Here is a 21,561-nt window from a genome sequence, read left to right as displayed (position 1 = left end):
CCACGCTCGCCGAGCGGACAGCGTAAACCGTCTCCGGTCCTTTCGGGTTCGGCCAAACGTGACAAATTTTCGCATTACCCTTTTCCGGAGTTCACCTCACGGCTAACGTCTTCCGGCATCGTCCTTCCGCGACACCCACCCGCGACGAGTAGGGGCACCGCCATGTCCGACATCTCCAGGCGCACCTTCGCCACGGCAGGCGCCGCCGGCGTCGGGCTGCTGCTGTGCACGCCGACCGCCAACGCACTCGACCGCGCGCTCGCGCGCACCACCACCCGCGCGACGCGGACCGCGGGCACCACGCTGGAATCCGCGGCCGCCCCGCTCAAGAGCGGTCCGGGCTACACGCGGCTGACCGCGGGCCCCGGCTGGCCGCTCGTCGTCCGCGGCGAGCTCGCCGCGCCGAAGTCCGGCCGCGACGACCGCCGCCGTGCGATGGCCTCGTTCGCGCAGTTCACCGACCTGCACTTCACCGACGCCGAGAGTCCGGCGCGGTTCGAGTACCTGCACCCGTTCGTCGGCTCGGCGCACCGGCCGCAGGAGACGCTCGGCCCGGTCGCGACGACGGCGCTGGTGGAGCGGGTGAACAGCCTGAAGGCGGGCCCGTTCACCGGACGGGCGATCGACTTCATGGTCACCACCGGCGACAACACCGACAACCACGAGCTGATCGAGCTCGAATGGTTCCTCAAGGTGCTCAACGGCGGCACGGTGAACCCGACCTCGGGCGACCCGAACGTGCACGAAGGCGTCCAGACCTCCGGGTCCTCGCACTACTGGAACCCCGGCAAGACACTGGACGACGCGTACACGAAGAAGGGCTTCCCGCAGTTGCCCGGCCTGCTCGGCGCGGCGTCGGGCACCTTCACCTCGCCCGGTCTCGACGTCCCGTGGTTCTGCACCTTCGGCAACCACGACGACAGCATCGTCGGCACCGTGCCGGACCTGCCCGGGATGGACGCCTGGTACACCGGCCGGTTCAAGGTGATCGGCAAGGACGAGACGACGTCGCGGAAACTCGCCAAGGCGATCGGTTCCGGCTCCGGCGTCCCGGTCACGGAGCTGTTCGGCGGCTCGGGCACGATCCGCGAGATCACCCCGGACGAGCGACGGCGGCCGTTCAGCACCGCGGAGTTCGTCCAGCACCACCTCGACACCGCCAACACCGGCCCCGGCCCGGTCGGCCACGGGTTCAGCGGGAACAACGCCGACGGGCGGAACGTGTACTACACCTTCCGCATCGCGCCGGGCGTCGTCGGCATCAGCCTCGACACCACGACGATGGCCGGGCTGGCCGACGGGTCGATCGGACTCGGGCAGTTCACCTGGGTGGAGAACACGCTCAAGCGCAACAGCTCGACGTACTACGACTTCTTCGGGCGCAAGGTCACGCAGAACGTGACGGACGAGCTGTTCATCCTGTTCAGCCACCACACCAGCGACACCATGGGCAACGTGCTCCCCGACGCGCGGCACCCGCTGGAGCTGCGCCTCAACGGCGACACGTTCGTCTCGCTGCTGAACCGGTTCCCGAACGTGCTGGCGTGGGTCAACGGGCACACCCACCACAACAAGATCACCCCGCACCCCGGAAAGACGGCGAAGCAGGGCTTCTGGGAGATCAACACCGCGTCGCACATCGACTTCCCGCAGCACGCGCGGATCATCGAAGTCGCCGACAACGCCGACGGCACGCTCTCGCTGTTCACGACGCTGATCGAGGCGGAAGCGCCGTACGAGGCTTCGTACTCGGACACCTCGACGCAAGCGCTCGCGTCGCTGTACCGGGAGTTCTCGTACAACGACATCCACGCTTCGCTGGGCGCGGTCGGGACGGCCCAGGACCAGAACACGGAACTCCTCCTGCCCCACCCCCTCGCCTGACCTCCTCGCCTGACCTCCGCGCGTTTCGTCCTCTGAATGCGGTACTTGCGCGTGCGACTACGGCATTCAGAGGACGAAACGCGGTCGTCTAGCGGGCAACTGTTTACATACCTCGCGCGACCGGCGAAAATCCCTTCCCTACTGGGTGGATTCGAGGGATGGGAGCCGCGATGCGCATACGAGGGCTGGTCACGCTGCTGACGGTCGCTACGCTGACCGCGGTGACGGCACAGACGGCGGAGGCGGGTCCCGGCCGTGGAGACGACGAGTCGATCGATTACCACGAATGGTCCGGTCACCACGGTTTCCGGGACGGCAGGCTGGAAGGGCTCGGCCTCGACCACGGCGCACTGCGCATCGACCGCCCGATCGGCACCGTCGAGCACACGGAACCCACGCTCGGCACCACGAAGACCTACGAATACGGCCAGTGGACGTCGAGGAGCCACACGCAGGGCTTCGACGCCTCCCAGCTGGTCGCGTCGTGGAACGCGAAGACGCCGGCCAAGACGTGGATCAAGGTCGAAGCGAAGGGCCGCACCGCGTCGGGCACCGAGACCGCCTGGTACGTCATGGGCCGCTGGGCCAACGGAGACACCGACATCAAACGCACCAGCGTCAACGGCCAGAGCGACGCCAACGCCGCGGTCGACGTCGACACGCTGGTCATGAAGGCGGGCGTCGCGCTCCGGTCGTACCGGCTGCGGGTGAGCCTGTACCGCGAGGCCGGTTCCCGAGCCACGCCGTCGGTGACGTCGGTCGGCGCCATGACGTCGCTGGTCCCGGACCGGTTCGAGGTCAAGGCGACGAAACCGGGCCGCGCCACCGGGATCGAACTCAGGGTGCCCGCCTACGCCCAGAACCTCCACAAAGGACAGTTCCCGGAGTACGGGGGCGGCGGCGAGAACTGGTGCAGCCCGACGTCCACCGAAATGGTGGCCGAGTACTGGGGCAAACGGCCCAAGCCCGAGGACATGGCGTGGATCCCGGAGGGTTACGTCGATCCGACCGTCGCGTACGCGGCCCGTTACACGTTCGACTACGCCTACGACGGAACCGGAAACTGGCCGTTCAACACCGCGTACGCCGCTTCACTCGGATTGCGTGGGCACGTCACCCGTTTGCACTCCTTGACCGAACTCGAGAACTACATCGCGCGCGGCATCCCGGTGATCACGTCGCAGTCGTTCAAAGCCGAGGAACTCGACGGCGCGGGCTACGGCACCGCCGGGCACATCATGGTCGTCGTCGGCTTCACGAAGGACGGCGACGTGATCGCGAACGACCCGGCAGCCAGCAGCAACGACCGCGTCCGGAACGTCTACAAACGACACCAGTTCGAGACGATCTGGCAGCGCACCAAGCGGTACAACACCACCGGCGGGGTTTCCAGCGGCCCGGGCGGGGTCGCGTACATCATCACGCCTCGCTGAAACGGGCCGACTGAACCGATACCGCACCCGAGCGGATGTCGCGACACCGGTGGATTCCGTGGCAAGCTTCTGAGTTCACGACTACTCGGAGGTGGGTATGCCGTACGAGGTGACGTGGTGAAACTCTTCACCGACGCCGATTTCCCCGCCGACCCGTACCCGGGGTCGCGGCCGGGCCATTCGTTCGTCCACTTCGACGGCGCCGGGCACAGCCTGGACACCGCGCCGGAAGGCTGGCGCGAGCGCCAGGCCGTGCTCGCCTACGGTTCGAACGCGTGCCCTTCGAAGATCACCTGGCTGCGGGAGAACATGGGCCTGCGCGGCCCGGTCGTCGTATGCCACGCGCGCTGCACCGACCTGGCCGCGGTCTGGGCGTCCGGCCTGCGGTTCCGGGACGGGCAGCGGCCCGCCACCCTCGCCGCCGCCCCGGGGGTGGTCGAGGAGCACGCCGTCTGGTTCGCGACCCCCGACCAGCTCGCCGTGCTCAACGAATGCGAGGGCAACGGGCAGCGCTACCGCCTGGTGCGGCTGACCGCTCCGGCCATCACCCTCGACGACGGCACCGTGCTCGACGACGTGGTGGCCTACGTCGGCGCCGCGGACATCCGCCTGCCGATCCTGGTGGACGGCAGGCATATCCGCGTCGCCGACCTCGAACAGCGCCGGGCCGCGGCGCTGGAAGGGATCCCCGCCGAAACGCACGGCCTGGACTGCACGCTGGTCGAGGTCGGGACGCTGGTCAGAGAAGCTTCCCGGGATTGAGGATCCCGGCCGGGTCGACGGCTTTTTTCGCCGCCCGCAACACTTCGACGCCGATCTCGCCGATCTCCGCGGACAGATAGCGAGCATGGTCGACGCCGACGGCGTGGTGGTGCGAGATGGTGCCGATCCCGGTGATCGCCTCCGACGCCGCCGCCTTCGCCCGCTGCCACTGGCCGATCGGGTCGGCCTCGTCGCGCGCGGTGAGCACGGTGAAGTACAGCGACGCGCCCGTTTCGTACGCGTGCGAGACGTGGCACATGATGACGGCCTTGCCGAGCGTGGCGGTGAGCGCGGCGCGGACGGCGTCGCGCAGGTCGCTCAATTCCGCCCAATAGGCGGCGGTTTCGAGGGTTTCGACGCAGACACCGTTGTCCATCAAGGCGTCCCGCTGCCGAGGCCCGGAGAACCGGCCGCGGCGCCAGGATTCGCCGAGCGCGGCGCCGATGCGGACGGCGCCGAACGGCTCCAGCACCCGGGTGGTCTCCTGACGACGCCGGGCGACCTCGCGTTTCGACGCGCCTTCCCAGCCGACGATCAGCAGGCAAGGCGCGTGCACCCCGCGTGCCTTGAGATACCGGCGCAGCGCCTTGGTCTTCCAGTTGTCGTTGAGCGCCAGCGAAACCTCGCTCTCGTCCACATCGGACAGCCGGGTGACGTCCGCGAGCACGTGCCGCTGGGCGAGTTCGCGGATCGCCGCGGTGCCGTTCTCCCAGCCGTCGAGGACGTAGCCTTCGTAGCGGCGGACCTCCGGCACCGGGCGGACGCGGACGGCGACCTCGGTGATCACGCCGAGCGCGCCCTCGCTGCCGACCGCGAGGTGGCGCAGATCGGGTCCGGCGGCCGACGCCGGCGCGACACCGAGCTTCCATTCACCTCGCGGGGTCGCGAGCCGGACGCCCTTGACCATGTCCTCGAACCGGCCGTAACCCGACGAGGCCTGACCGGCGGACCGGGTCGCGGCGAATCCGCCGATCGTGGCGCGTTCGTAGGACTGGGGCACGTGCCCGAGGGTGAAGCCGTGCTCGGCGAGCAGCCGATCGGCTTCCGGGCCGGTGACCCCCGCCTGCAGGACCGCGATCCGGGAGACGGGGTCGACGGAGACCAGCGCGTCGAGCCTGGTGAGGTCGAGCGCGATGACCGCGCTCTTGTCCCCGCGCAGCGCCGCGACCCCGCCGACCACCGACGTCCCGCCGCCGAAGGGGACGACGCCGACGTCGTGCCGGGCGCAGATTTCCAGCACCGCCTGGACTTCGTCGGGATTCCCCGGCAGGACGACGGCGTCCGGCACCGGAAAGTCACCGAACCCGCGGCGGCGCACCAAGTCCAGATAGGACAGCCCGCTCGCCCTGGCGAGCCGTTCCCCCGGCGTGACCAGAACGTGTCCGGCGCCGACGAGCTCCTCGAGGTCTCGCTTCGGCTGTCCGTCCAGCAGCGGTTCGGGAACGGACAGCGCCGAATCGGGTGCGAAGGGCGCCGCGGAGCCCAGCGGGCCGATACGCTGGACGAGCCACCGCAGGGCCTTCGCCGGAAGGTGGGCCGCGTCACCCGCCTCGGGCGTCCAGGATCGTCTTAACCGGTGGTCAATAAGCTCGGTCACGACTACAGTGTTACATATGGACGTAAAACGTCACTCACCTGCGGAAACAGGCGTCTCGGCACTGGCGGATACCCGATCCCGCCAGGCCTCGACACGCGTGTCCGACGACGTTCTGCTCGACGCCGCGAAGAAGTGCGTGCTCGCCGTCGGCGTGCGGCGGACCACGCTCGCCGAGATAGCGCGGACGGCGAAGGTCAGCCGGATGACCGTCTACCGCCGTTTCCCCGACGTGCGAAGCGTGCTCGCGACCCTCATGACCCGCGAATTCGGCGGCCTGCTGCAAGGCGCGGCCGAACCGGAGGTCGAACCGGCCCACTTCCGCGAGAAGCTCGTCCAGAGTTCGGTCGCCGCCGTCGTCGCGCTGTCGGGCGACCCGCTGTTCCGCACGCTGCTGGACCTCGACCCCGAACTGGTCCTGCCCTACATCGTCGAGCGGCTCGGGAAGACCCAGCGCTTCGCCGAGGGCGTGATCCTGCACCTGCTGCAGGGCGGCCACGAAGACGGCTCGATCCGCAAGGGCGACCTGCCCTCGCAGGCGCGCACCCTGTTGCTGCTCATCCAGTCCTTCACCTTCTCGTTCCGCCCCGCCACCGCGGACGTGAACGAGAAGGCGCTGATGACGGAGTTCGCCCAGGTGCTCGACGCGGCGTTGCGCCCGTGACGCCCGGCTCGCTCAACGCCCTGCGACGTGAGCGCGAGCTCGCGGCACTGGCCGGCGGCGAGCGGGTCGACCTGGCGGTGATCGGTGGCGGCGTCACCGGCACGGGGATCGCGCTGGACGCGGCCGCGCGCGGGCTCTCGGTGGCCCTGATCGAGGCGTACGACCTCGCGTACGGGACGTCGCGCTGGTCCAGCAAGCTGGTCCACGGCGGGCTCCGCTACCTCGCCAAGGGCGATCTGGCGCTGGCGCACGAAAGCGCCGTCGAACGCGGGATCCTGATGACCCGTACGGCCCCGCACCTCACCCGCGCGATCCCGCAGCTGTTCCCCCTGTACCCCGAGACCTCCCGCGGTCAGCAGGCGTTCATCATGACCGGCCTCGTCGCCGGGGACGGGCTCCGCCGCGCGGCCAGGACCCCGGCGTCGGTGCTGCCCCGGCCGCGGTCGATCCCGGCAGCGGAGGCGCTGGCGCTCGCGCCCGGCCTGTCCCCCCAAGGCCTGCGCGGCGCGCTGCTGGCCTACGACGGCGCGCTGACCGACGACGCGCGGCTCGTGGTGAGCCTGGCGCGCACGGCGGCGTCACGCGGCGCGAAGATCCTCACGAGGGTCGAGGCCCTCCGGCTCGGCGCGGATTCGGTGCTGGCCAGGGACCGGCTCACCGGGCGGGAGATCGAGATCCGCGCCCGTCAGGTGATCAACGCGACGGGCGTCTGGGCGGGCGAGCTGGCGGAGTCGGTGCGGCTGCGGCCGTCCCGCGGCTCCCATCTCATCCTGTCCTCGGAGGCGGCCCGGATCGGCGCGACGTCGGTCAACGTGCCCGTCCCCGGCGAGAACAACCGGTTCGTCTTCCTGCTGCCGCAACCCGACGGCCGGGTGTTCGTCGGGGTCACCGACGAGCCGACCGACGGCCCGGTGCCGCGGGTGCCGTCCGTGCCGGAGTCCGATGTGGACTTCCTGCTCGAAGTGGCGTCGAAGGCGTTCACCCGCCCGCTGACCCGCGCCGACGTCGCGGGCTCGTTCGCCGGGCTGCGGCCGCTGGTCGAAGGCGGTGGCGGGCGCAGCGCGGATCTTTCGCGCAAGCACGCGGTGGTGACCGGCTCCGACAGCGTGCTCACCATCGTCGGCGGCAAGCTGACGACGTACCGGAAGATGGCGGAGGACGCCGTCGACGCGGCGTTGAAGCGGTCCGGGCTGCTCGCCGGGCCGTCGACCACGTCCCGGCTCCCCTTGCTCGGCGCGACTCCGCGACACCGTCTGTCCACTGTAGATGCTCCGGCTCGGCTGGTCGCGAAGTACGGCACCGAGGCACCGCGGGTCGCGGCACTCGGCGAGGTCGACCCGGAACTGGGGCTGCCGCTGTTCGGCGGCACCGAGATCAGCGCGGCCGAAGTCGTCTGGGCGGTGCGGCACGAGGGCGCGCTCGACGTCGAGGACGTCCTGGAGCGCCGCACCCGGCTCGGCCTGGTCGCCCCCGAGGCCGAGGCCGCCCGAGCCCGCGTCCAGGAGCTCGTCGACAAGTCGCTCGCCGGTCTCGCCTGAACCGCGTTTCGTCCTCTGAATGCGGTACTTGCGTGCGCAACGACCGCATTTAGTCCTCTCGATGCGGTGAAGCACGCCCTCAACTTGACGAGTCGTTGGGTTTTTGCAACAGTATGTTCCATGAGCCCGGTCAGACGCGGCAAAGAGCTGCCGATCTACAACCGGCTTCCCGTGCTCCGAGCGGAGCGCGGACTGAGCAGGGCCGCCCTCGCGACCGCGGTCGAGGTCAACCCGCAGACCATCGGCGCGCTCGAACGAGGCGACCACTACCCGAGCCTCGACCTGGCGTTTCGCATCTGCGCGGTGTTCGACCTCCCGGTCGAGGCCGTGTTCAGCCGCGAACCGTTCACGCCACTGTCCACTCAGGTCTACCGGGAGGGGGGAACATGAGTGACGAGCGAGGCCGTCTCGCGGTGTACTGGGAACGCCAGCAGGAACGCTGGGAGGCGCTGGAACGCAAACGCGCCCAGCGGCTCCCGACCTGGCGGACGAGGAAACGGCGGCGGACGTTGAGCGTGTTCGTGGTGGCGGGCAACCTGATCCTGATCACCGGCGCCGCCCTGTTCCACGTCGCACCCGAGGTGGTCTTCTTCTTGTGCTGGTTCGGCGGCAGCATCGTCGCGGGCGGCGCGCACTACCTGTTGCGGATCCTGACCGGCAAGATGAGCAACGGGTTCTCCATCCGGCTCGACGAACGCGAGCGGGAATGGCGGCATCGCGCCACGTTCATCAGCTATCAGGTCCTGGTCGCGCTGATGATCATCGCGGTGTTCTACGGCCTGATCGTCTCCGGTACCGAGGACGGCGGCGCGCGCGGCGCGATGATGGGTTGCGCGCTGCTGGTCGCCGGCACCACGCTGTCCGGCGTCATCCTGGGCTGGTCGCTGCCGGACGACGATCCGGAGGATTTCGACGAGGAGATTCCGGCATGACCGTCACCAGGACCCGCTCGGACCGGCGGCGGCTCGCCGTCGCCGCGGTGATCGGCCACCTCGTGGTCATCGCCGGAGCGGCGTTGCTGCGCGAGCCGACGTTGTGGTTCGCCGTCGGCATGATGGGTCCCGGGCTGTGCCTGTGCGTCGGAGCCGCGGCCGTGTTGCGCCGTTCGGTCGGCAGACCGGGCTCCGCGGCGAAGGACCTCGACGAGCGCGAACTGCTGCTGCGCAACCGCGCGCACTACGCGGCGTTCCAGGGGATCTGTCTGCTGATGCTGGTGGACCTCGCGTACGGGCTCTACGCGGCCGGGCAGCCGGATTCCGGCTCCCTGCTTTCTTCGATGACAGCGGCGTTGTTCGTCTTCGGTACGTCGCTGCCGGCTCTCTGGCTCGCCTGGAGACTGCCGGACGACGATCCCGAAGACTTCGCAGACATCGACGAGGGGATTCCGGGATGACCGGGGACAAGAAGCGCTACCGGCTGTCGATCGGTGTGGTCGCCGTCGCCTTGGTGGCGGGCGGGGTGTTCGCCGGCGCGGCCAGGGCGGTATTGGTCTACCGGGCCACTTCGGTGGTGAGCAACGTCAAGCTGGACGGACTGGTCCAGCGCAACCGCACGGTTTCCGGCGTCCATCGGGGGATCACGGCGCTGGTGCGGTATCTGGAGGAGGGGAAGTGGAAATGAGCGAGGGGAAGCTGGAGATCGACCGGATCTCCAAGAAGTACGGCGCGAAGGTCGCGCTGGACGAGGTGAGCTTCGAGGTCCAGCCCGGTGAGCTGTTCGGGTTCGTCGGCAGCAACGGCGCCGGCAAGACCACGACCATGCGGATCGTCCTCGGGGTGCTGGCGGCCGACTCCGGCCAGGTGCGCTTCGGTGGCGCGCCGATCACCCACGAGACCCGCACGCACATCGGGTACATGCCGGAGGAACGCGGCCTGTACCCGAAGATGAAGGTGCTGGAGCAGCTGGTCTATCTCGCCGAACTGCACGGGATGTCGGCCAACGACGCCCACCGCAGCGCCGAGAACTGGATCGCCCGGCTCGGGCTGACCGAACGCCGCAAGGACGAGGTCCAGAAGCTGAGCCTCGGCAATCAGCAGCGGGTGCAGCTCGCGGCCGCGCTCGTGCACGATCCGCGGGTCCTCGTGCTGGACGAGCCGTTCTCCGGCCTCGACCCGCTGGCCGTGGACGTCATGAGCGGGGTGCTGCGCGAGAAGGCCGCGACCGGCGTGCCGGTGGTGTTCTCCAGTCACCAGCTGGATCTGGTCGAGCGGCTGTGCGACCGGGTCGGCATCATCCGAAGTGGGCGGATGGTCGCCTCGGGCACCGTCGGCGAGCTGACCGCGGGCGCCGGCAACGGCCTCGTCGTCACCGCGCCCGGCGCCTCGCCCGGCTGGGCTTCGGCCGTTCCCGGCGTCCGGTCCGTCGAGCAGAACGGCCCGACGTCGATCCTCGAACTCGAAGCGGGAGCCGACGACCAGGCCGTGCTCGCCGCGGCGCTGGCCACCGGCCCGGTCACCGAATTCACCAAGCGCAGGCGTTCGCTGACCGAGCTGTTCCGCGACGCGGTCACCGAAAAGCCCGCCGCACAGGGAGTTTCCGCATGAACACCGTTTCCTCATGGCGCGCGGTCTGGCTCATCGCCAAACGTGAACTGAACACCCGGCTCCGCACCCGGTCCTTCGTGATCGGCACCGCCGTGCTGCTGGTCATCCTGATGGGTTACGTCCTGCTGCAGTCCACGCTGGCCGACAACCAGGACAAGAGCAAGATCGGGCTCACCGGGCAGACCGCCGGGATCGCGCAGCAGCTCCAGAAGGCGGGCGAGGCGATCGGCGAGAAGATCGAGACCGTCACCGTCGCCGATCCGGCGCAGGGCAAGACGCAGGTCGAGAACGGCGATCTCGACGCGTTGCTGTCCGGCAACGCCACCGAGCTGAAGGTGCTCGTCAAGTCCGAATTGGACACCAAGCTGCGCACCGTGCTGAACGGCGTGTCCCAGCAGGAAGTGCTCAACGGCATCCTTTCCGAGGCACAGAAGTCCCCCGACGAGGTGATGCGCACCGTCGGACAGACCCAGGTCGAGGTCGCCTCGATCAAACCGCCGGATCCGGAGAAGTCCCAGCGGATGGTGATCGGGCTGATCGTGGCCGTGCTGCTGTACATGAGCATCGTGACCTACGGGACGCTGGTCGCGCAGGGCGTGGTCGAGGAGAAGTCCAGCCGGGTGGTCGAGATCCTGCTGTCGACCGTCCGGCCATGGCATCTGTTGCTGGGCAAGGTGATCGGGCTCGGCCTGGTGGGGCTGACGCAGCTGGTGATCATCGGTGGAGCCGGACTGCTCGTCGCGTCGTCGACCAACGTGCTGACGCTGTCCGGGGTCGCGACCGGCGCGCTGCTGTGGGGCGTGGTCTGGTACCTGCTCGGGTTCCTGTTGTACGCCACCGTCTACGGCGCGATGGGTTCGCTGGTCTCCCGGCAGGAGGACACCCAGTCGGTCATCGGCCCGGTCAACATCGTGCTGATCCTCGGCTTCGTCGTCGGGTTCAACCTGCTGGCGCAGGCGCCGGAGGGCACGGCCACGAAGATCCTGTCGCTGGTGCCGTTGCTGTCACCGGTGCTGATGCCCGCGCGGATCGCGGCCGGGACCGTCGAGGTGTGGGAGGTCGCGGCGTCGCTGGGCCTGACCGTGGGCGCCATCGCCCTGTTCACCTGGCTGGGCGCGCGGATCTACCAGAACAGCGTCCTGCGGGTCGGGAGCCGGATCAAGCTTTCCGAGGCTCTCAAGGGCTGATCGCTTCGCGCGTGAAGGCCCCCTTCCCTCGGCTCACCCGAGGGAAGGGGGCCTTCACGCGCTTTAGGTGCCTTTGATGGCGCCGTAGCGCTCCAGGGCGACCTGGCGTTCGTGGGCGTGGTCGACCATGGGTGCGGGGTAGTCCTTGACGCCCTGCGGTTTGTGCGCCGCTTTCCCTTGCACGGACCGGAGTTCGGGGACGTAGCGGCGGACGTACTCACCCGAGGGGTCGAACTTCTCCCCCTGCGTGGTCGGGTTGAAGATCCGGAAGTACGGCGCGGCGTCGGTGCCGCTGCCCGCGACCCACTGCCAGTTCAGCTGGTTGGACGCGAGATCGCCGTCGACCAAGTGCCGCATGAAGTGCCGCGCGCCCAGCCACCACGGCAGGTGCAGGTCCTTGACCAGGAAACTCGCCACGATCATCCGGACGCGGTTGTGCATCCAGCCCTCGGCGAGCAGCTGCCGCATCCCGGCGTCGACGATCGGGAACCCGGTCCGCCCCTCGCACCAGCGCTTGAAGGCCTCGTCGTCGCTCTCGTGTTCCATGGCGTCGAAGCGGGAATCGTAGTTCTTGCGCGCGGTTTCCGGGCGGTGCCACAGGACGTCGGCGTGGAACTCGCGCCAGGCGAACTCCCCGCGCAGCGACTTCGCGCCGGATCCCTCGTTCCCGGCGAGGTCGGCCAGCAGGGTGCGCGGGTGGACGCACCCCCAGCGCAGGTACGGCGAAAGCCTGGTCGTACCGGGGCGATCGGGGCGGTCACGATCCTCGTCGTAGGTCTCCAGGCCGTCGTCCAGGAACTCGTGCCAGCGCTCCAGCGCGGCCTTCTCGCCGGGCTCCGGCAGCTCCATGCCTTTGAGCGACGGGGATTTCGGGAGCTTGACCGAACGCGGCGGCTCCACCCAGTCCACTATGGACTTTCCAGTGTCGGCGGGGCGCGGCCAGCCGTGGCGCACCCAGGCGCGATAGAACGGGGTGAACACGCGATAGGGATCGCCGTCCGGCTTGGTGATCCGGCCGGGGGTGATCGCGTACGAGGAGCCTGTCTCGGTCCAGGCGATGTCGTGCTCCGCCAAGGCCTTCTTGACCTCGTCGTCGCGACGGCGGCCGTACGGACCGGTGTCCGAGCTGACGTGCACGGCCGCGGCGCCGATCTTCCGCGCGGCCTTGACGACCTCTTCGACCGGGTCGCCCTTGACGAGCATCAGCCGTCCGCCGAGCTGGTCGTCCAGTGCCTTCAGGCAGCCGTGCAGGAACGCGACGCGCGGGGCGCCGGAGGGCTTGAGGAGCGCGTCGTCGAGGACGTACAGCGCGAGGACGTGCTTGCTGTGCTTCGAGGCTTCCAGCAGGGCGGCGTGGTCTCCGAGGCGGAGGTCGCGGCGGAACCACAGCACTACGGGGGCTTCTCTGGTCACCCCGGGAACCCTAAGCGGTACCGGCGGTGAGCGCAGTCCGGCCCCCGGATGTCATGAAAGGGCCGTTCCTGACGAAAAACGTCAGGAACGGCCCTTTCATGACACTTGCGGGAAGCGGGCTGGTCAGCGCTCCGAGATCGGCGCGTAGTTCCGCTCGGCGGAGCCGGTGTAGATCTGCCGCGGGCGGCCGATCTTGGTGGCCGGGTCCTGGATCATCTCGCGCCAGTGCGCGATCCAGCCCGGCAGGCGGCCCAGCGCGAACAGCACGGTGAAGTACTTCGTCGGGAAGCCGAGCGCCCGGTAGATCAGGCCGGTGTAGAAGTCGACGTTCGGGTACAGCTTGCGCTCGATGAAGTAGTCGTCCGAGAGCGCGGTCTCTTCCAGCTTCTTCGCGATGTCGAGCAGCTGGTCGCCGCCCTTGAGCTTGGAGAGGATCTCGTCCGCGGTGTTCTTGATGATCTTCGCGCGCGGGTCGTAGTTCTTGTAGACCCGGTGCCCGAAGCCCATCAGGCGGACACCCTTTTCCTTGTTCTTCACGCGGGTGACGAAGTTCGCGACGTCGCCGCCCTCGGCCTGGATGCCCTCGAGCATGTCCAGGACCGCGCTGTTGGCGCCACCGTGCAGCGGGCCGAACAGGGCGTTGATACCGGCCGAGATCGAGGCGAACAGGTTCGCCTCGGAGGAGCCGACGAGGCGCACGGTCGAGGTCGAGCAGTTCTGCTCGTGGTCGGCGTGCAGGATGAACAGCAGGTCGAGCGCCTTGGCGACGTCCGGGTCGACCTCGTAGGGCTCGGCCGGGAAGCCGAAGGTCATCCGCAGGAAGTTCTCGACCAGGCCGAGCGAGTTGTCCGGGTACAGCAGCGGCTGGCCGACGGACTTCTTGTACGCGTACGCGGCCAGGGTCGGGACCTTGGCCAGCAGGCGGATGGTGGACAGCTCCACGTTCGCCTCGTCGAACGGGTTGAGCGAGTCCTGGTAGAAGGTCGACAGCGCCGATACCGCGCTGGAGAGCACCGGCATCGGGTGCGCGTCGCGCGGGAAGCCGCTGAAGAAGGCCTTGAGGTCTTCGTGCAGCAGGGTGTGGCGCTGGATCTTCTCGGTGAACTCGGACAGCTGCGCCTGGGTGGGCAGCTCGCCGTAGATCAGCAGGTACGAGACCTCGATGAAGGTCGACTTCTCGGCCAGCTGCTCGATCGGGTACCCGCGGTAGCGCAGGATGCCGGCGTCACCGTCGATGTAGGTGATGGCCGACGACGCGGCACCGGTGTTCACGAACCCCGGGTCGTGGGTGATGTACCCGGTCGTCGCCAGCAGCTTCCCCAGCTCGATCCCAGGCGCACCCTCGACCGGGTGGATCACCTTGAACTCGTGCTCGCCATTGGGCAGGCGCAGCGTCGCGGTCTCGCCGGACTGCCCCGCAGCCGTCGTCGCGTCGGACATGTAAGTCCCTCTCACGTTCAGCACGGGCCGGCGGCGCCTGTAGGTTCCACAGGTACGCCCTCTTTCACGCGCGTGACCCATGGCCTCGCTGCACACCGCCCCGCTGGGGTATGAATTCCCCTCCACGCTAGTCGAGAATGGGGTCAACGCGCAGCGGGTGAGTTGCTCACAACAGCCCCTTTGGGACCAGGTTCACACGGCGGAAGCCATATCTTCGGCCGTCGGCGGTTCCGCGCCACTCCGCGAGACCGTGATCGACGCCGCTTTCGCCGCGAATTCGAGCGCCGTGCGCCAGCCGCCGGCGTCGAGAGTGGACACGTCACGCACCCCGTTCGAGTACAGCCACGCCAGCAGGGCGCCCTGCACGGTGTCCCCCGCGCCGATCGTGTCGACGACGGCGACTCGGCGTGACGGGACCTGCGCGATTTCCCCCGCCCGTGTGATGACGGACAACCCCTGCGCGCCGCGGGTGAGCACCACGGCGTCGACCCCCTTGGAGGTCCAGACCTTTGCCGCGTCGACCGGATCGGCGCCTTCGGCGAGCCATTCCGTGTCGTCGTCGGAGATCTTCAGCAGGCGGATATGCGGCAACCAGGACTCGAACCGCACCCGGTACGCGGCGGAATCGGTGATCAGCGCCGCGCGGATGTTCGGGTCGAGGACGGTCAGCACGCCGCGGGCGGATTCCCGGCGCAACACGGTTTCGTACGTGCTCGCGCCCGGCTCCAGGACCATGCCGAGGGTGCCGAGGGAGAGCGCCGTCACATCTTCGGGCAGCGGGCCGGGGTCGCCGACGAGCCTGTCCGCGGTGCCCTCGGTGTAGAAGGTGTACTGCGCGGAACCCTTTTCGTCGAGCGCGACGACGGCGAGCGTCGTCGGCTCGTTTCCCCGCTGCAGCAAGGCGGTGTCGACACCGGAGGCGTGCAGCCGGTCCACCAGCGCGACTCCGAAACGGTCGTTCGAGACGCGCGAGAGGAAGCCCGTCGGGACGCCGAGCCGCCCGGCGGCGAGCGCGACATTGTAGGGACCACCACCCATCCGGGGCAGCAGCGCGCGCAACCCACCGTCCACAGTGGAATCCAACGGTTCACCAGGAACGAGGTCGACCAGCGCCTCTCCACCCACCACGATCACGGGCGCGATGCTAGCCGAGATGGCGGTGACACCACCATGATTGTCAGTTCAGGACATTTTTTGTCGCGAGCCCGCCGAGCAAAAGCTCCGACAAAGCGGTGAACGCTTCGGCATCGGTCACCCCGGCGCGCTGACCGACCACGCCGGTCTGGATTCCCTCGATGATCAGCCCCGCCATTTCCGCGATCAGCCGCGCGTGCACCTCGCGGAAAACACCGTCGGTGACACCGCGGTCGATGAACGACCGGATCCGCTGGGCCGCGGCACGGCTGTTGAGCTGATACGCGTCCCGCGCCGGCGCGAATTCGGCGATGTCGGTCATGAAAGCGGCCGAGGCGCGATTCAGGTATTCGGAGATCCCGGCGAGGTACTCCCCGAGGATCTTGCGAGCGTCGTCGATACCGGCGATCCGCTCCTCCAGGAGCTCGGCGGCGCCCTTGAAAAAGTGCGCGACGACCTTGACCGCGAGCTGCTCCTTGCTGGGCGCGAGCGCGTAGAGGGTCGATTTCGAGCAGTGGAGCCTGGCGGCGAGGTCGTCCAGCGTGAACTGGGAGAACCCCTCGGCGAGAAAGAGCGCTTCGAGTTCCGAGAGCAGTGCTCGCTGGCGCGCGGTGGGCTGACGGCGCGGGGTCCTGCTCTCGGTCATCGGATCACTATCCCTTACGCGGACGGTGTACCCCCAGCGCCATCTACTGTACGCTGAAACAGCCCACAGTACTGTTTTGAGTACAGTTCAGCGCGGAGGAATCATGCCGGCGGACCGTCTGCTGCCCAGCACCGAGGCCAGGGATCTGATCGATCTGGCCAAGGAGATCGCACGCGAAGAACTCGCCCCGATCGCGAGCAAGTACGAAGAGACCGCGCACTTCCCGCGCGAGCAGTTCCGACTGCTCGGCCAGGCTGGGCTGCTCGGGCTGCCGTACGCCGAACGATGGGGCGGCGGCGAACTGCCGTACGAGGTCTACCTGCAGGTGCTCGAGGAGATCGCGACCGCGTGGATGTCGGTCGGCGTCGGGCTCTCCGTGCACACGATGTCCTGCTTCGCGCTGGCGCACCACGGCACCGACGAGCAGCGCGACCGCTGGCTGCCCGCGATGCTGGAAGGCGGCCTGCTGGGCGCGTACGCGCTCTCGGAGACCCACGCCGGCTCGGACGCGGCGGCCCTCTCGACCCGCGCGCGGGTCGACGGCGACCGGTACGTCGTGAACGGCACGAAGGCATGGATCACCCACGCGGGTGAGGCCGACTTCTACACGACCATGGTGCGCACCAGCGACGACGGCGGCCAAGGCATCAGCTGCCTGCTCGTCGACGCGGCGACGCCGGGCCTCTCGGCCGCGCCGCCCGAGCGGAAGATGGGCCTCACCGGGTCGACCACCGCGCAGCTACTGTTCGAAGACGCCGCCGTCGACGCCGACCGGCGGATCGGTGAAGAAGGCCAAGGGCTGAAGATCGCGCTGTCGTCACTCAGCTCCGGACGGCTGGGCATCGCCGCCTGCGCCGTCGGCCTCGCGCAGGCCGCGCTGGACGAGGCTCTGGAGTACGCGAAGGGCCGCACGCAGTTCGGGAGGCCGATCATCGAGTTCCAGGGCCTGGAGTTCCTGCTGGCCGACATGGCCGCCACCGTCGAGACCTCGCGCGCGATGTACCTCGACGCGGCCCGCCGCCGCGACCGCGGCCTGCCGTTCCAGCGGCAGGCGTCGATCGCGAAACTCGTCGCGACCGACGGCGCGATGAAGGTGACCACCGACGCGGTGCAGGTCCTCGGCGGCGCCGGCTACACCAAGGACTTCCCGGTGGAGCGGTACATGCGGGAGGCGAAGGTGCCGCAGATCTTCGAGGGCACGAACCAGATCCAGCGCATGGTGATCGCGCGGGAACTCCGGAAATCCTGACTCTCCGCGCTGATACGATCACCAGTGGTCATCCTGTGGCCGTGAGACACTGTGGAAGACGTGAGGAGACGCTGTGACAGCCCTTCCCGACTCCACGACCGGGTCGCACGGTGAACCAGGGTGGGCCATCCCGGATCACCTGCTGTCGGTCGCGGAGTACGCGGCGCTCGGTGAGCCCGATTCCGGATTCACCGAGCTCGTGGAAGGCCGCCTCGTCATGTCACCGAGCCCCAAGAGGAGACACAACAAGGCGTTGTACGCCTTGGCGAGGCAACTCGAATCGCAGCTGCCCGAGCACCTCGAATTCATCCAGGACATCGATGTCGACCTCGGGCTGGTTCCGCCTGGCGAGCCGGGTTTCGCCCGGCGCCCGGACCTGATCATCGCCCTTCGTGAAGCCGGCGATCGGATCGACGCGGAAGACACGATGTACCACGCGGACGACGTCGTCGTGGTGGTCGAGATCGTGTCACCTGGCTCGAAGCGCACCGACTACGTGACCAAGCACGGCGAGTACGCCGACGCAGGGATTCCGCATTACTGGATCGTCGATCTCAGCGAGCCCGTCTCGCTTGTCGCCTGTCACCAGGCGGGCGAACTCGGCTACCAGGATGCTCCCGCCATGACGGTCGAATTCACCGCAGCCGAGCCTTTTCCGGTGAAACTGGACCTCGGCCGGCTGCTTTCCTGAGCGCATGACGTGAAAGCCACTTTCGCAACCTTCAACGTTGCGAACGTGGCTTTCACGTCATGCGAGTCCGGTCGCGGCCGGCCCCTCAGTGCCCCTGCGGGCCGAACTGCTGCGGCGGGCCACCCGGCTGCTGTGGCCATCCGGCCTGAGGCGGATACGGCTGCTGCGACGGCCCGGGCTGCCACTGAGGCCCAGGCTGTCCCGGCGGGTACGGCGGGACGGCCTCCGCGACGTGCGGCTGCGGATAGCCCTGCTGCCGGAATCCCTGCTGCTGGAATCCCTGCTGCTGGAATCCCTGCTGCTGCGGGAATCCCGGCCCGGCGGCGACAGGCTCTCGCGCCTTGCGCCGCTTTCCGCGGATGAGCATCGTCGTGCCCAAGCCGGTCAGCGCGACCCCGACGCCTGCCATCCAGAGACCGTGATTCCGGAACGTCTCGGCACGGGATTCGGCGGCGGCCTTCATCTCGGCGTAGGTGTCCTCACCCGTGCTACGGCCGTTCTTCGTGGTCTCGCAGACGTCCCCTGGCGACATGATCCTGCCGCCGCATTTGATGAGATTCGGGTCCTCGCGCGAGAACAGCAAGGTGACGACCAAGAACCCGATACCGACGACCAGGACGAAGACCCAGCGCTTCATGTGTTACACACCCTCCCCGTGTGTCACACATGAGAGCACAGGTCCCCGTCCCGTGGCAAGAGCGTGCTCAGCTCTCGCGGTAACGGCGCTCCTCGGTGACGCCGACCCCGGTCTCCTCGTCGAAGTGGTAGACCTCGCGCCCGCGCACGAACACCCGCATCGCCCGGTTCATCACGTCCAGCGGGTCACCCGACCAGATGGCCACGTCGGCGTCGAGGCCCGGCTTCAGCGCGCCGACCTGGTCGTCGAGCCCGAGCATCGCGGCCGGGTTGACGGTCAGCGCCTTCAGCGCGGTCTCCGGGTCGAGACCGTCCTTCACCGAAAGGGCGGCCTGGTACACCAGGAAGTTGATCGGCACGACCGGGTGGTCCGTGGTGATCGCGATCCGCACGCCCGCCCTGGCGAGGATGCCGGGCGCGCGCAGGGTGCGGTTGCGCAGCTCCACTTTGGACTTGGTGGTGAACAGCGGGCCGAGGATCACCGGCACGTCCCGCTCGGCGAGCAGGTCCGCGATCAGGTGCCCTTCGGTGCCGTGGTTGATCACCAGTTTGTAGCCGAACTCGTCGGCCAGCCGGATCGCGGTGACCATGTCGTCGGCGCGGTGGACGTGCTGGTCCCAGTACAGCTCGCCGTCGAGGACCTTGGCCAGCGTCTCCTTGGTCAGGTCGACGTCGAACGGCTTGCCCTCGCCGGCGGCGTGGTCGCGCTGGGCGGCGTAGTTGCGCGCGGCGGTGAACGCGTCCCGGATGGTCGACGCGACACCGAGCCTGGTCGACGGCGTCTGCTTCTTCTCGCCGTAGACCCGCTTCGGGTTCTCGCCGAGCGCGCTCTTCACGCTGACGCCCTCGGCGAAGATCATGTCGAGCACGGTCCGGCCCCAGGTCTTGACGCCGATCGTCTGCCCGCCGATGGGGTTCCCCGAACCGGGCTTGATGACGACGCTGGTGACACCGCCCGCGAGCGCGTCGTCGAAGCCGGGCTCGTACGGGTCGATGCCGTCGATCGCCCGGAACCGCGCGCCGTTGGGGTCGGTCATCTCGTTGGTGTCGTTGCCCGACCAGCCTTCGCCGTCCTCGTGGACGCCGAGGTGGGCGTGCGCGTCGATGAACCCGGGCAGCACCCAGCTGCCCGCGGCGTCGATCAGTTCGGCGTCGTCGGGGACGTCGACGTCGGCGTCCGTGCCGACCGCGGCGATCTTCCCGTTCTCGATGAGGACCGTGCCGCCGTCGATCGGTTCGCCGTCGACCGGGACGACGTAACCACCGACGATGGCCTTGACCTGTGCTTTGTCAGACATACTTTGACACGCTAACGAACTGGGCCGCCTGTCCGCACGCGGGGCTTTTCGAAGTGGACGAGCTCGTAGTGCTCCTCGCGCGTCCGGTGCGTCTCGACGTAGCCGAGTTTCCGGTACATCCGCAGCGGACCGGCGCTGCGCTCACCGGTGAACAGGCGGAACACGGTCACCGAAGACGGCATGGCCGCTTCGGCGGCGAGCAGCAACGAGCTGCCGAGCCCGTGTCCTTGCCGGTCCGGGGCCACGATGAGCCTGCCTACGAGACCGGCGCCGCCGTCCACGACGATCCGGACGCTCGCCACCAGCCGCCCGGATTCCCTGACGCCCCAGGCGAAACACGCGGGATCGCCCAGGGCCGCCTTGGTCTGCTCGAAGGTCTCCAGCAGCGGCGGGAGGTCGATGTTCTCGTGCGCCCGCGCCTCCGGGACGTACGCCGCGCGCTGCAGCGTGAGCATTTCGCCCGCGTCCACGGGCCCCAGCCGGAGTGGCGGCGGCGGTGCTGCCATCACCGCACCCGGATTCCCCAGCTCCCGGTCCACGAGGACGCGGGCTCCAGCTCGATCAGGTCGGTGCCGGTGTTGAGCGCGTCGGCGGGGCAGGTCATCGGCTCGATCGCCACCGCCCGGCCGCGGCCGACCAGGTCGTCCGGCGTGAACACCTGCGCCCAGTGGAAGTCCGGCCCGGCCCAGACCACCAGCTCCCGCTCGCTGTGCGAGAGGACGTAGTGATGGTTGCCGTCCTCGGCGAGGCTCAACCCGCCGAACGCGGTGTCGAGGTCGACGCCTTCGAGCAGCTTCCCGGACCGGAAGTCGTACTCGGTCCCCTCGACGTCCTGTTCCTCGGCGTACGGCATCTGCTCGTCGCCGAGGTACGGCCGGACCCGGCTCGCGGGCAGCGTCAGGGTCAGCTCGTCGGTGGGCGCGTCACCGATGCGGAAGTACGGGTGCGTGCCGAGCCCGACGCCGATCGGGCTCTCGCCCTCGTTGCGGATCTCGTGCGTCACGACCAGCTCGCGCGGCGAGATCTCGTAGGTGATCGTCGCGCGCAACGGCACCGGCCAGCCTTCCTGCGCCGGGACGTCGACGGCCAGGGTGATCGACGACTCCGCGTGCTCCAGCAGCTCCCACTCCTCGTGCCGGGTCAGGCCGTGGATCGCGTTGCCGCGCGCCTCTTCGGTGATCGGGAGCTGCTGCTTCTCGCCCTGGTGGACCCACTGGCCGCCCTTGGTGCGGTTCGGCCACGGCAGCAGCACCTGCCCGGCGCCCTTCGGCGGCTTCTCGTCCTCGGCGAACGCCTCGACGTACGGCACCCCGCCGACCTCGAACGCGCGCAGGCCGGCACCGATCTCGGTGACGACGGCGCGCGCGTTGCCGCGGGTGATCTCGAACTGCTCTCCGGTGGGATTGGCCATGCCGACGAGGTTACCGGCGCCCGCCGGGAACGTAGTCT

At 68.9% G+C, this 21,561-nt stretch carries 22 protein-coding genes; 13 read left to right on the top strand and 9 right to left on the bottom strand.

Annotation, left to right across the window (positions count from 1 at the left end; all coding sequences use genetic code 11):
* The first annotated feature begins 162 nt into the window (after positions 1-162).
* From IE302_RS40500 to IE302_RS40490, 3 genes are all read left to right on the top strand, one after another.
* Positions 163-1,884, top strand: coding sequence for a TIGR03767 family metallophosphoesterase (locus IE302_RS40500; protein WP_191259764.1), 1,722 nt, complete (start codon positions 163-165; stop codon positions 1,882-1,884).
* Between the two features lie 170 nt (positions 1,885-2,054).
* Entirely contained in the window at positions 2,055-3,317 is a 1,263-nt protein-coding gene (locus tag IE302_RS40495) for a C39 family peptidase (RefSeq protein ID WP_191259763.1), read from the top strand.
* Between the two features lie 114 nt (positions 3,318-3,431).
* On the top strand, positions 3,432-4,079 hold the full coding sequence (locus tag IE302_RS40490; RefSeq protein ID WP_191259762.1) for a gamma-glutamylcyclotransferase: 648 nt from the start codon (positions 3,432-3,434) through the stop codon (positions 4,077-4,079).
* On the opposite strand, the gene IE302_RS40485 is transcribed toward IE302_RS40490, so the two are convergent.
* On the bottom strand, positions 4,057-5,676 hold the full coding sequence (locus IE302_RS40485; RefSeq protein WP_191259761.1) for an FAD-binding oxidoreductase: 1,620 nt from the start codon (positions 5,674-5,676) through the stop codon (positions 4,057-4,059). The two genes, IE302_RS40490 and IE302_RS40485, sit on opposite strands and share 23 nt — an antisense overlap.
* A gap of 97 nt (positions 5,677-5,773) precedes the next feature.
* Here IE302_RS40485 and IE302_RS40480 point away from each other — a divergent pair, with 97 nt between their 5' ends.
* The 8 genes from IE302_RS40480 to IE302_RS40445 all read left to right on the top strand — a co-directional run bounded on the left by IE302_RS40480 (position 5,774) and on the right by IE302_RS40445 (position 11,605).
* Positions 5,774-6,337 (top strand): TetR/AcrR family transcriptional regulator, encoded by a 564-nt coding sequence (locus tag IE302_RS40480; protein WP_005155985.1) that lies wholly within the window; start codon positions 5,774-5,776, stop codon positions 6,335-6,337.
* On the top strand, positions 6,334-7,875 hold the full coding sequence (locus IE302_RS40475) for a glycerol-3-phosphate dehydrogenase/oxidase (protein ID WP_191259760.1): 1,542 nt from the start codon (positions 6,334-6,336) through the stop codon (positions 7,873-7,875). Before IE302_RS40480 ends, IE302_RS40475 begins: the two co-directional genes overlap by 4 nt.
* 120 nt (positions 7,876-7,995) lie before the next feature.
* Complete coding sequence (locus IE302_RS40470; protein WP_005155992.1) at positions 7,996-8,265, top strand: helix-turn-helix transcriptional regulator; 270 nt, start codon at positions 7,996-7,998, stop codon at positions 8,263-8,265.
* Positions 8,262-8,807 carry a hypothetical protein gene (locus IE302_RS40465; RefSeq protein WP_191259759.1) on the top strand — a complete coding sequence of 182 codons (546 nt, stop codon included), beginning with the start codon at positions 8,262-8,264 and terminating at the stop codon, positions 8,805-8,807. The genes IE302_RS40470 and IE302_RS40465 overlap by 4 nt, the downstream gene beginning before the upstream one ends.
* Positions 8,804-9,268: a hypothetical protein gene (locus IE302_RS40460; protein ID WP_191259758.1), complete on the top strand. Its 465-nt coding sequence runs from the start codon at positions 8,804-8,806 to the stop codon at positions 9,266-9,268. The genes IE302_RS40465 and IE302_RS40460 overlap by 4 nt, the downstream gene beginning before the upstream one ends.
* Complete coding sequence (locus tag IE302_RS40455; RefSeq protein WP_191259757.1) at positions 9,265-9,495, top strand: hypothetical protein; 231 nt, start codon at positions 9,265-9,267, stop codon at positions 9,493-9,495. The genes IE302_RS40460 and IE302_RS40455 overlap by 4 nt, the downstream gene beginning before the upstream one ends.
* Complete coding sequence (locus IE302_RS40450; RefSeq protein WP_191259756.1) at positions 9,492-10,418, top strand: ABC transporter ATP-binding protein; 927 nt, start codon at positions 9,492-9,494, stop codon at positions 10,416-10,418. The genes IE302_RS40455 and IE302_RS40450 overlap by 4 nt, the downstream gene beginning before the upstream one ends.
* On the top strand, positions 10,415-11,605 hold the full coding sequence (locus IE302_RS40445) for an ABC transporter permease (protein WP_191259755.1): 1,191 nt from the start codon (positions 10,415-10,417) through the stop codon (positions 11,603-11,605). Before IE302_RS40450 ends, IE302_RS40445 begins: the two co-directional genes overlap by 4 nt.
* Before the next feature lie 63 nt (positions 11,606-11,668).
* Here the strand turns inward: IE302_RS40445 and IE302_RS40440 are convergent, their stop codons facing one another.
* The 4 genes from IE302_RS40440 to IE302_RS40425 all read right to left on the bottom strand — a co-directional run bounded on the left by IE302_RS40440 (position 11,669) and on the right by IE302_RS40425 (position 16,238).
* The gene (locus IE302_RS40440; RefSeq protein WP_191259754.1) at positions 11,669-13,018 is read right to left on the bottom strand and encodes a cryptochrome/photolyase family protein; all 1,350 of its coding nucleotides are present in this window, start codon (positions 13,016-13,018) and stop codon (positions 11,669-11,671) included.
* Positions 13,019-13,141: 123 nt separating this feature from the next.
* Complete coding sequence (locus tag IE302_RS40435) at positions 13,142-14,458, bottom strand: citrate synthase (protein ID WP_191259753.1); 1,317 nt, start codon at positions 14,456-14,458, stop codon at positions 13,142-13,144.
* A 192-nt stretch (positions 14,459-14,650) separates the two neighbouring features.
* Positions 14,651-15,592, bottom strand: a complete 942-nt coding sequence (locus tag IE302_RS40430) for a carbohydrate kinase family protein (RefSeq protein WP_191259752.1) — start codon at positions 15,590-15,592, stop codon at positions 14,651-14,653.
* A gap of 43 nt (positions 15,593-15,635) precedes the next feature.
* Complete coding sequence (locus IE302_RS40425; protein WP_191259751.1) at positions 15,636-16,238, bottom strand: TetR/AcrR family transcriptional regulator; 603 nt, start codon at positions 16,236-16,238, stop codon at positions 15,636-15,638.
* A 103-nt stretch (positions 16,239-16,341) separates the two neighbouring features.
* Here IE302_RS40425 and IE302_RS40420 point away from each other — a divergent pair, with 103 nt between their 5' ends.
* Both IE302_RS40420 and IE302_RS40415 read left to right on the top strand, forming a co-directional pair.
* Entirely contained in the window at positions 16,342-17,487 is a 1,146-nt protein-coding gene (locus IE302_RS40420) for an acyl-CoA dehydrogenase family protein (protein WP_191259750.1), read from the top strand.
* 73 nt (positions 17,488-17,560) lie between these two features.
* Positions 17,561-18,178 (top strand): Uma2 family endonuclease, encoded by a 618-nt coding sequence (locus tag IE302_RS40415; RefSeq protein ID WP_191259749.1) that lies wholly within the window; start codon positions 17,561-17,563, stop codon positions 18,176-18,178.
* An 85-nt stretch (positions 18,179-18,263) separates the two neighbouring features.
* On the opposite strand, the gene IE302_RS40410 is transcribed toward IE302_RS40415, so the two are convergent.
* The 4 genes from IE302_RS40410 to IE302_RS40395 all read right to left on the bottom strand — a co-directional run bounded on the left by IE302_RS40410 (position 18,264) and on the right by IE302_RS40395 (position 21,523).
* A complete protein-coding gene (locus IE302_RS40410; RefSeq protein ID WP_191259748.1) occupies positions 18,264-18,815 on the bottom strand; it encodes a hypothetical protein in 552 nt (183 codons plus the stop codon).
* Between the two features lie 67 nt (positions 18,816-18,882).
* A complete protein-coding gene (locus tag IE302_RS40405) occupies positions 18,883-20,112 on the bottom strand; it encodes an amidohydrolase (RefSeq protein ID WP_191259747.1) in 1,230 nt (409 codons plus the stop codon).
* 11 nt (positions 20,113-20,123) lie between these two features.
* On the bottom strand, positions 20,124-20,618 hold the full coding sequence (locus IE302_RS40400; protein WP_229908282.1) for a GNAT family N-acetyltransferase: 495 nt from the start codon (positions 20,616-20,618) through the stop codon (positions 20,124-20,126).
* Entirely contained in the window at positions 20,618-21,523 is a 906-nt protein-coding gene (locus tag IE302_RS40395; RefSeq protein ID WP_191259745.1) for an aldose 1-epimerase family protein, read from the bottom strand. Before IE302_RS40395 ends, IE302_RS40400 begins: the two co-directional genes overlap by 1 nt.
* Positions 21,524-21,561 lie beyond the last annotated feature (38 nt).

Source organism: Amycolatopsis oliviviridis, assembly GCF_014654365.1.
Classification (GTDB): Bacteria; Actinomycetota; Actinomycetes; order Mycobacteriales; family Pseudonocardiaceae; genus Amycolatopsis; species Amycolatopsis oliviviridis.
This window is presented reverse-complemented; position numbering and strand designations above follow the sequence as displayed.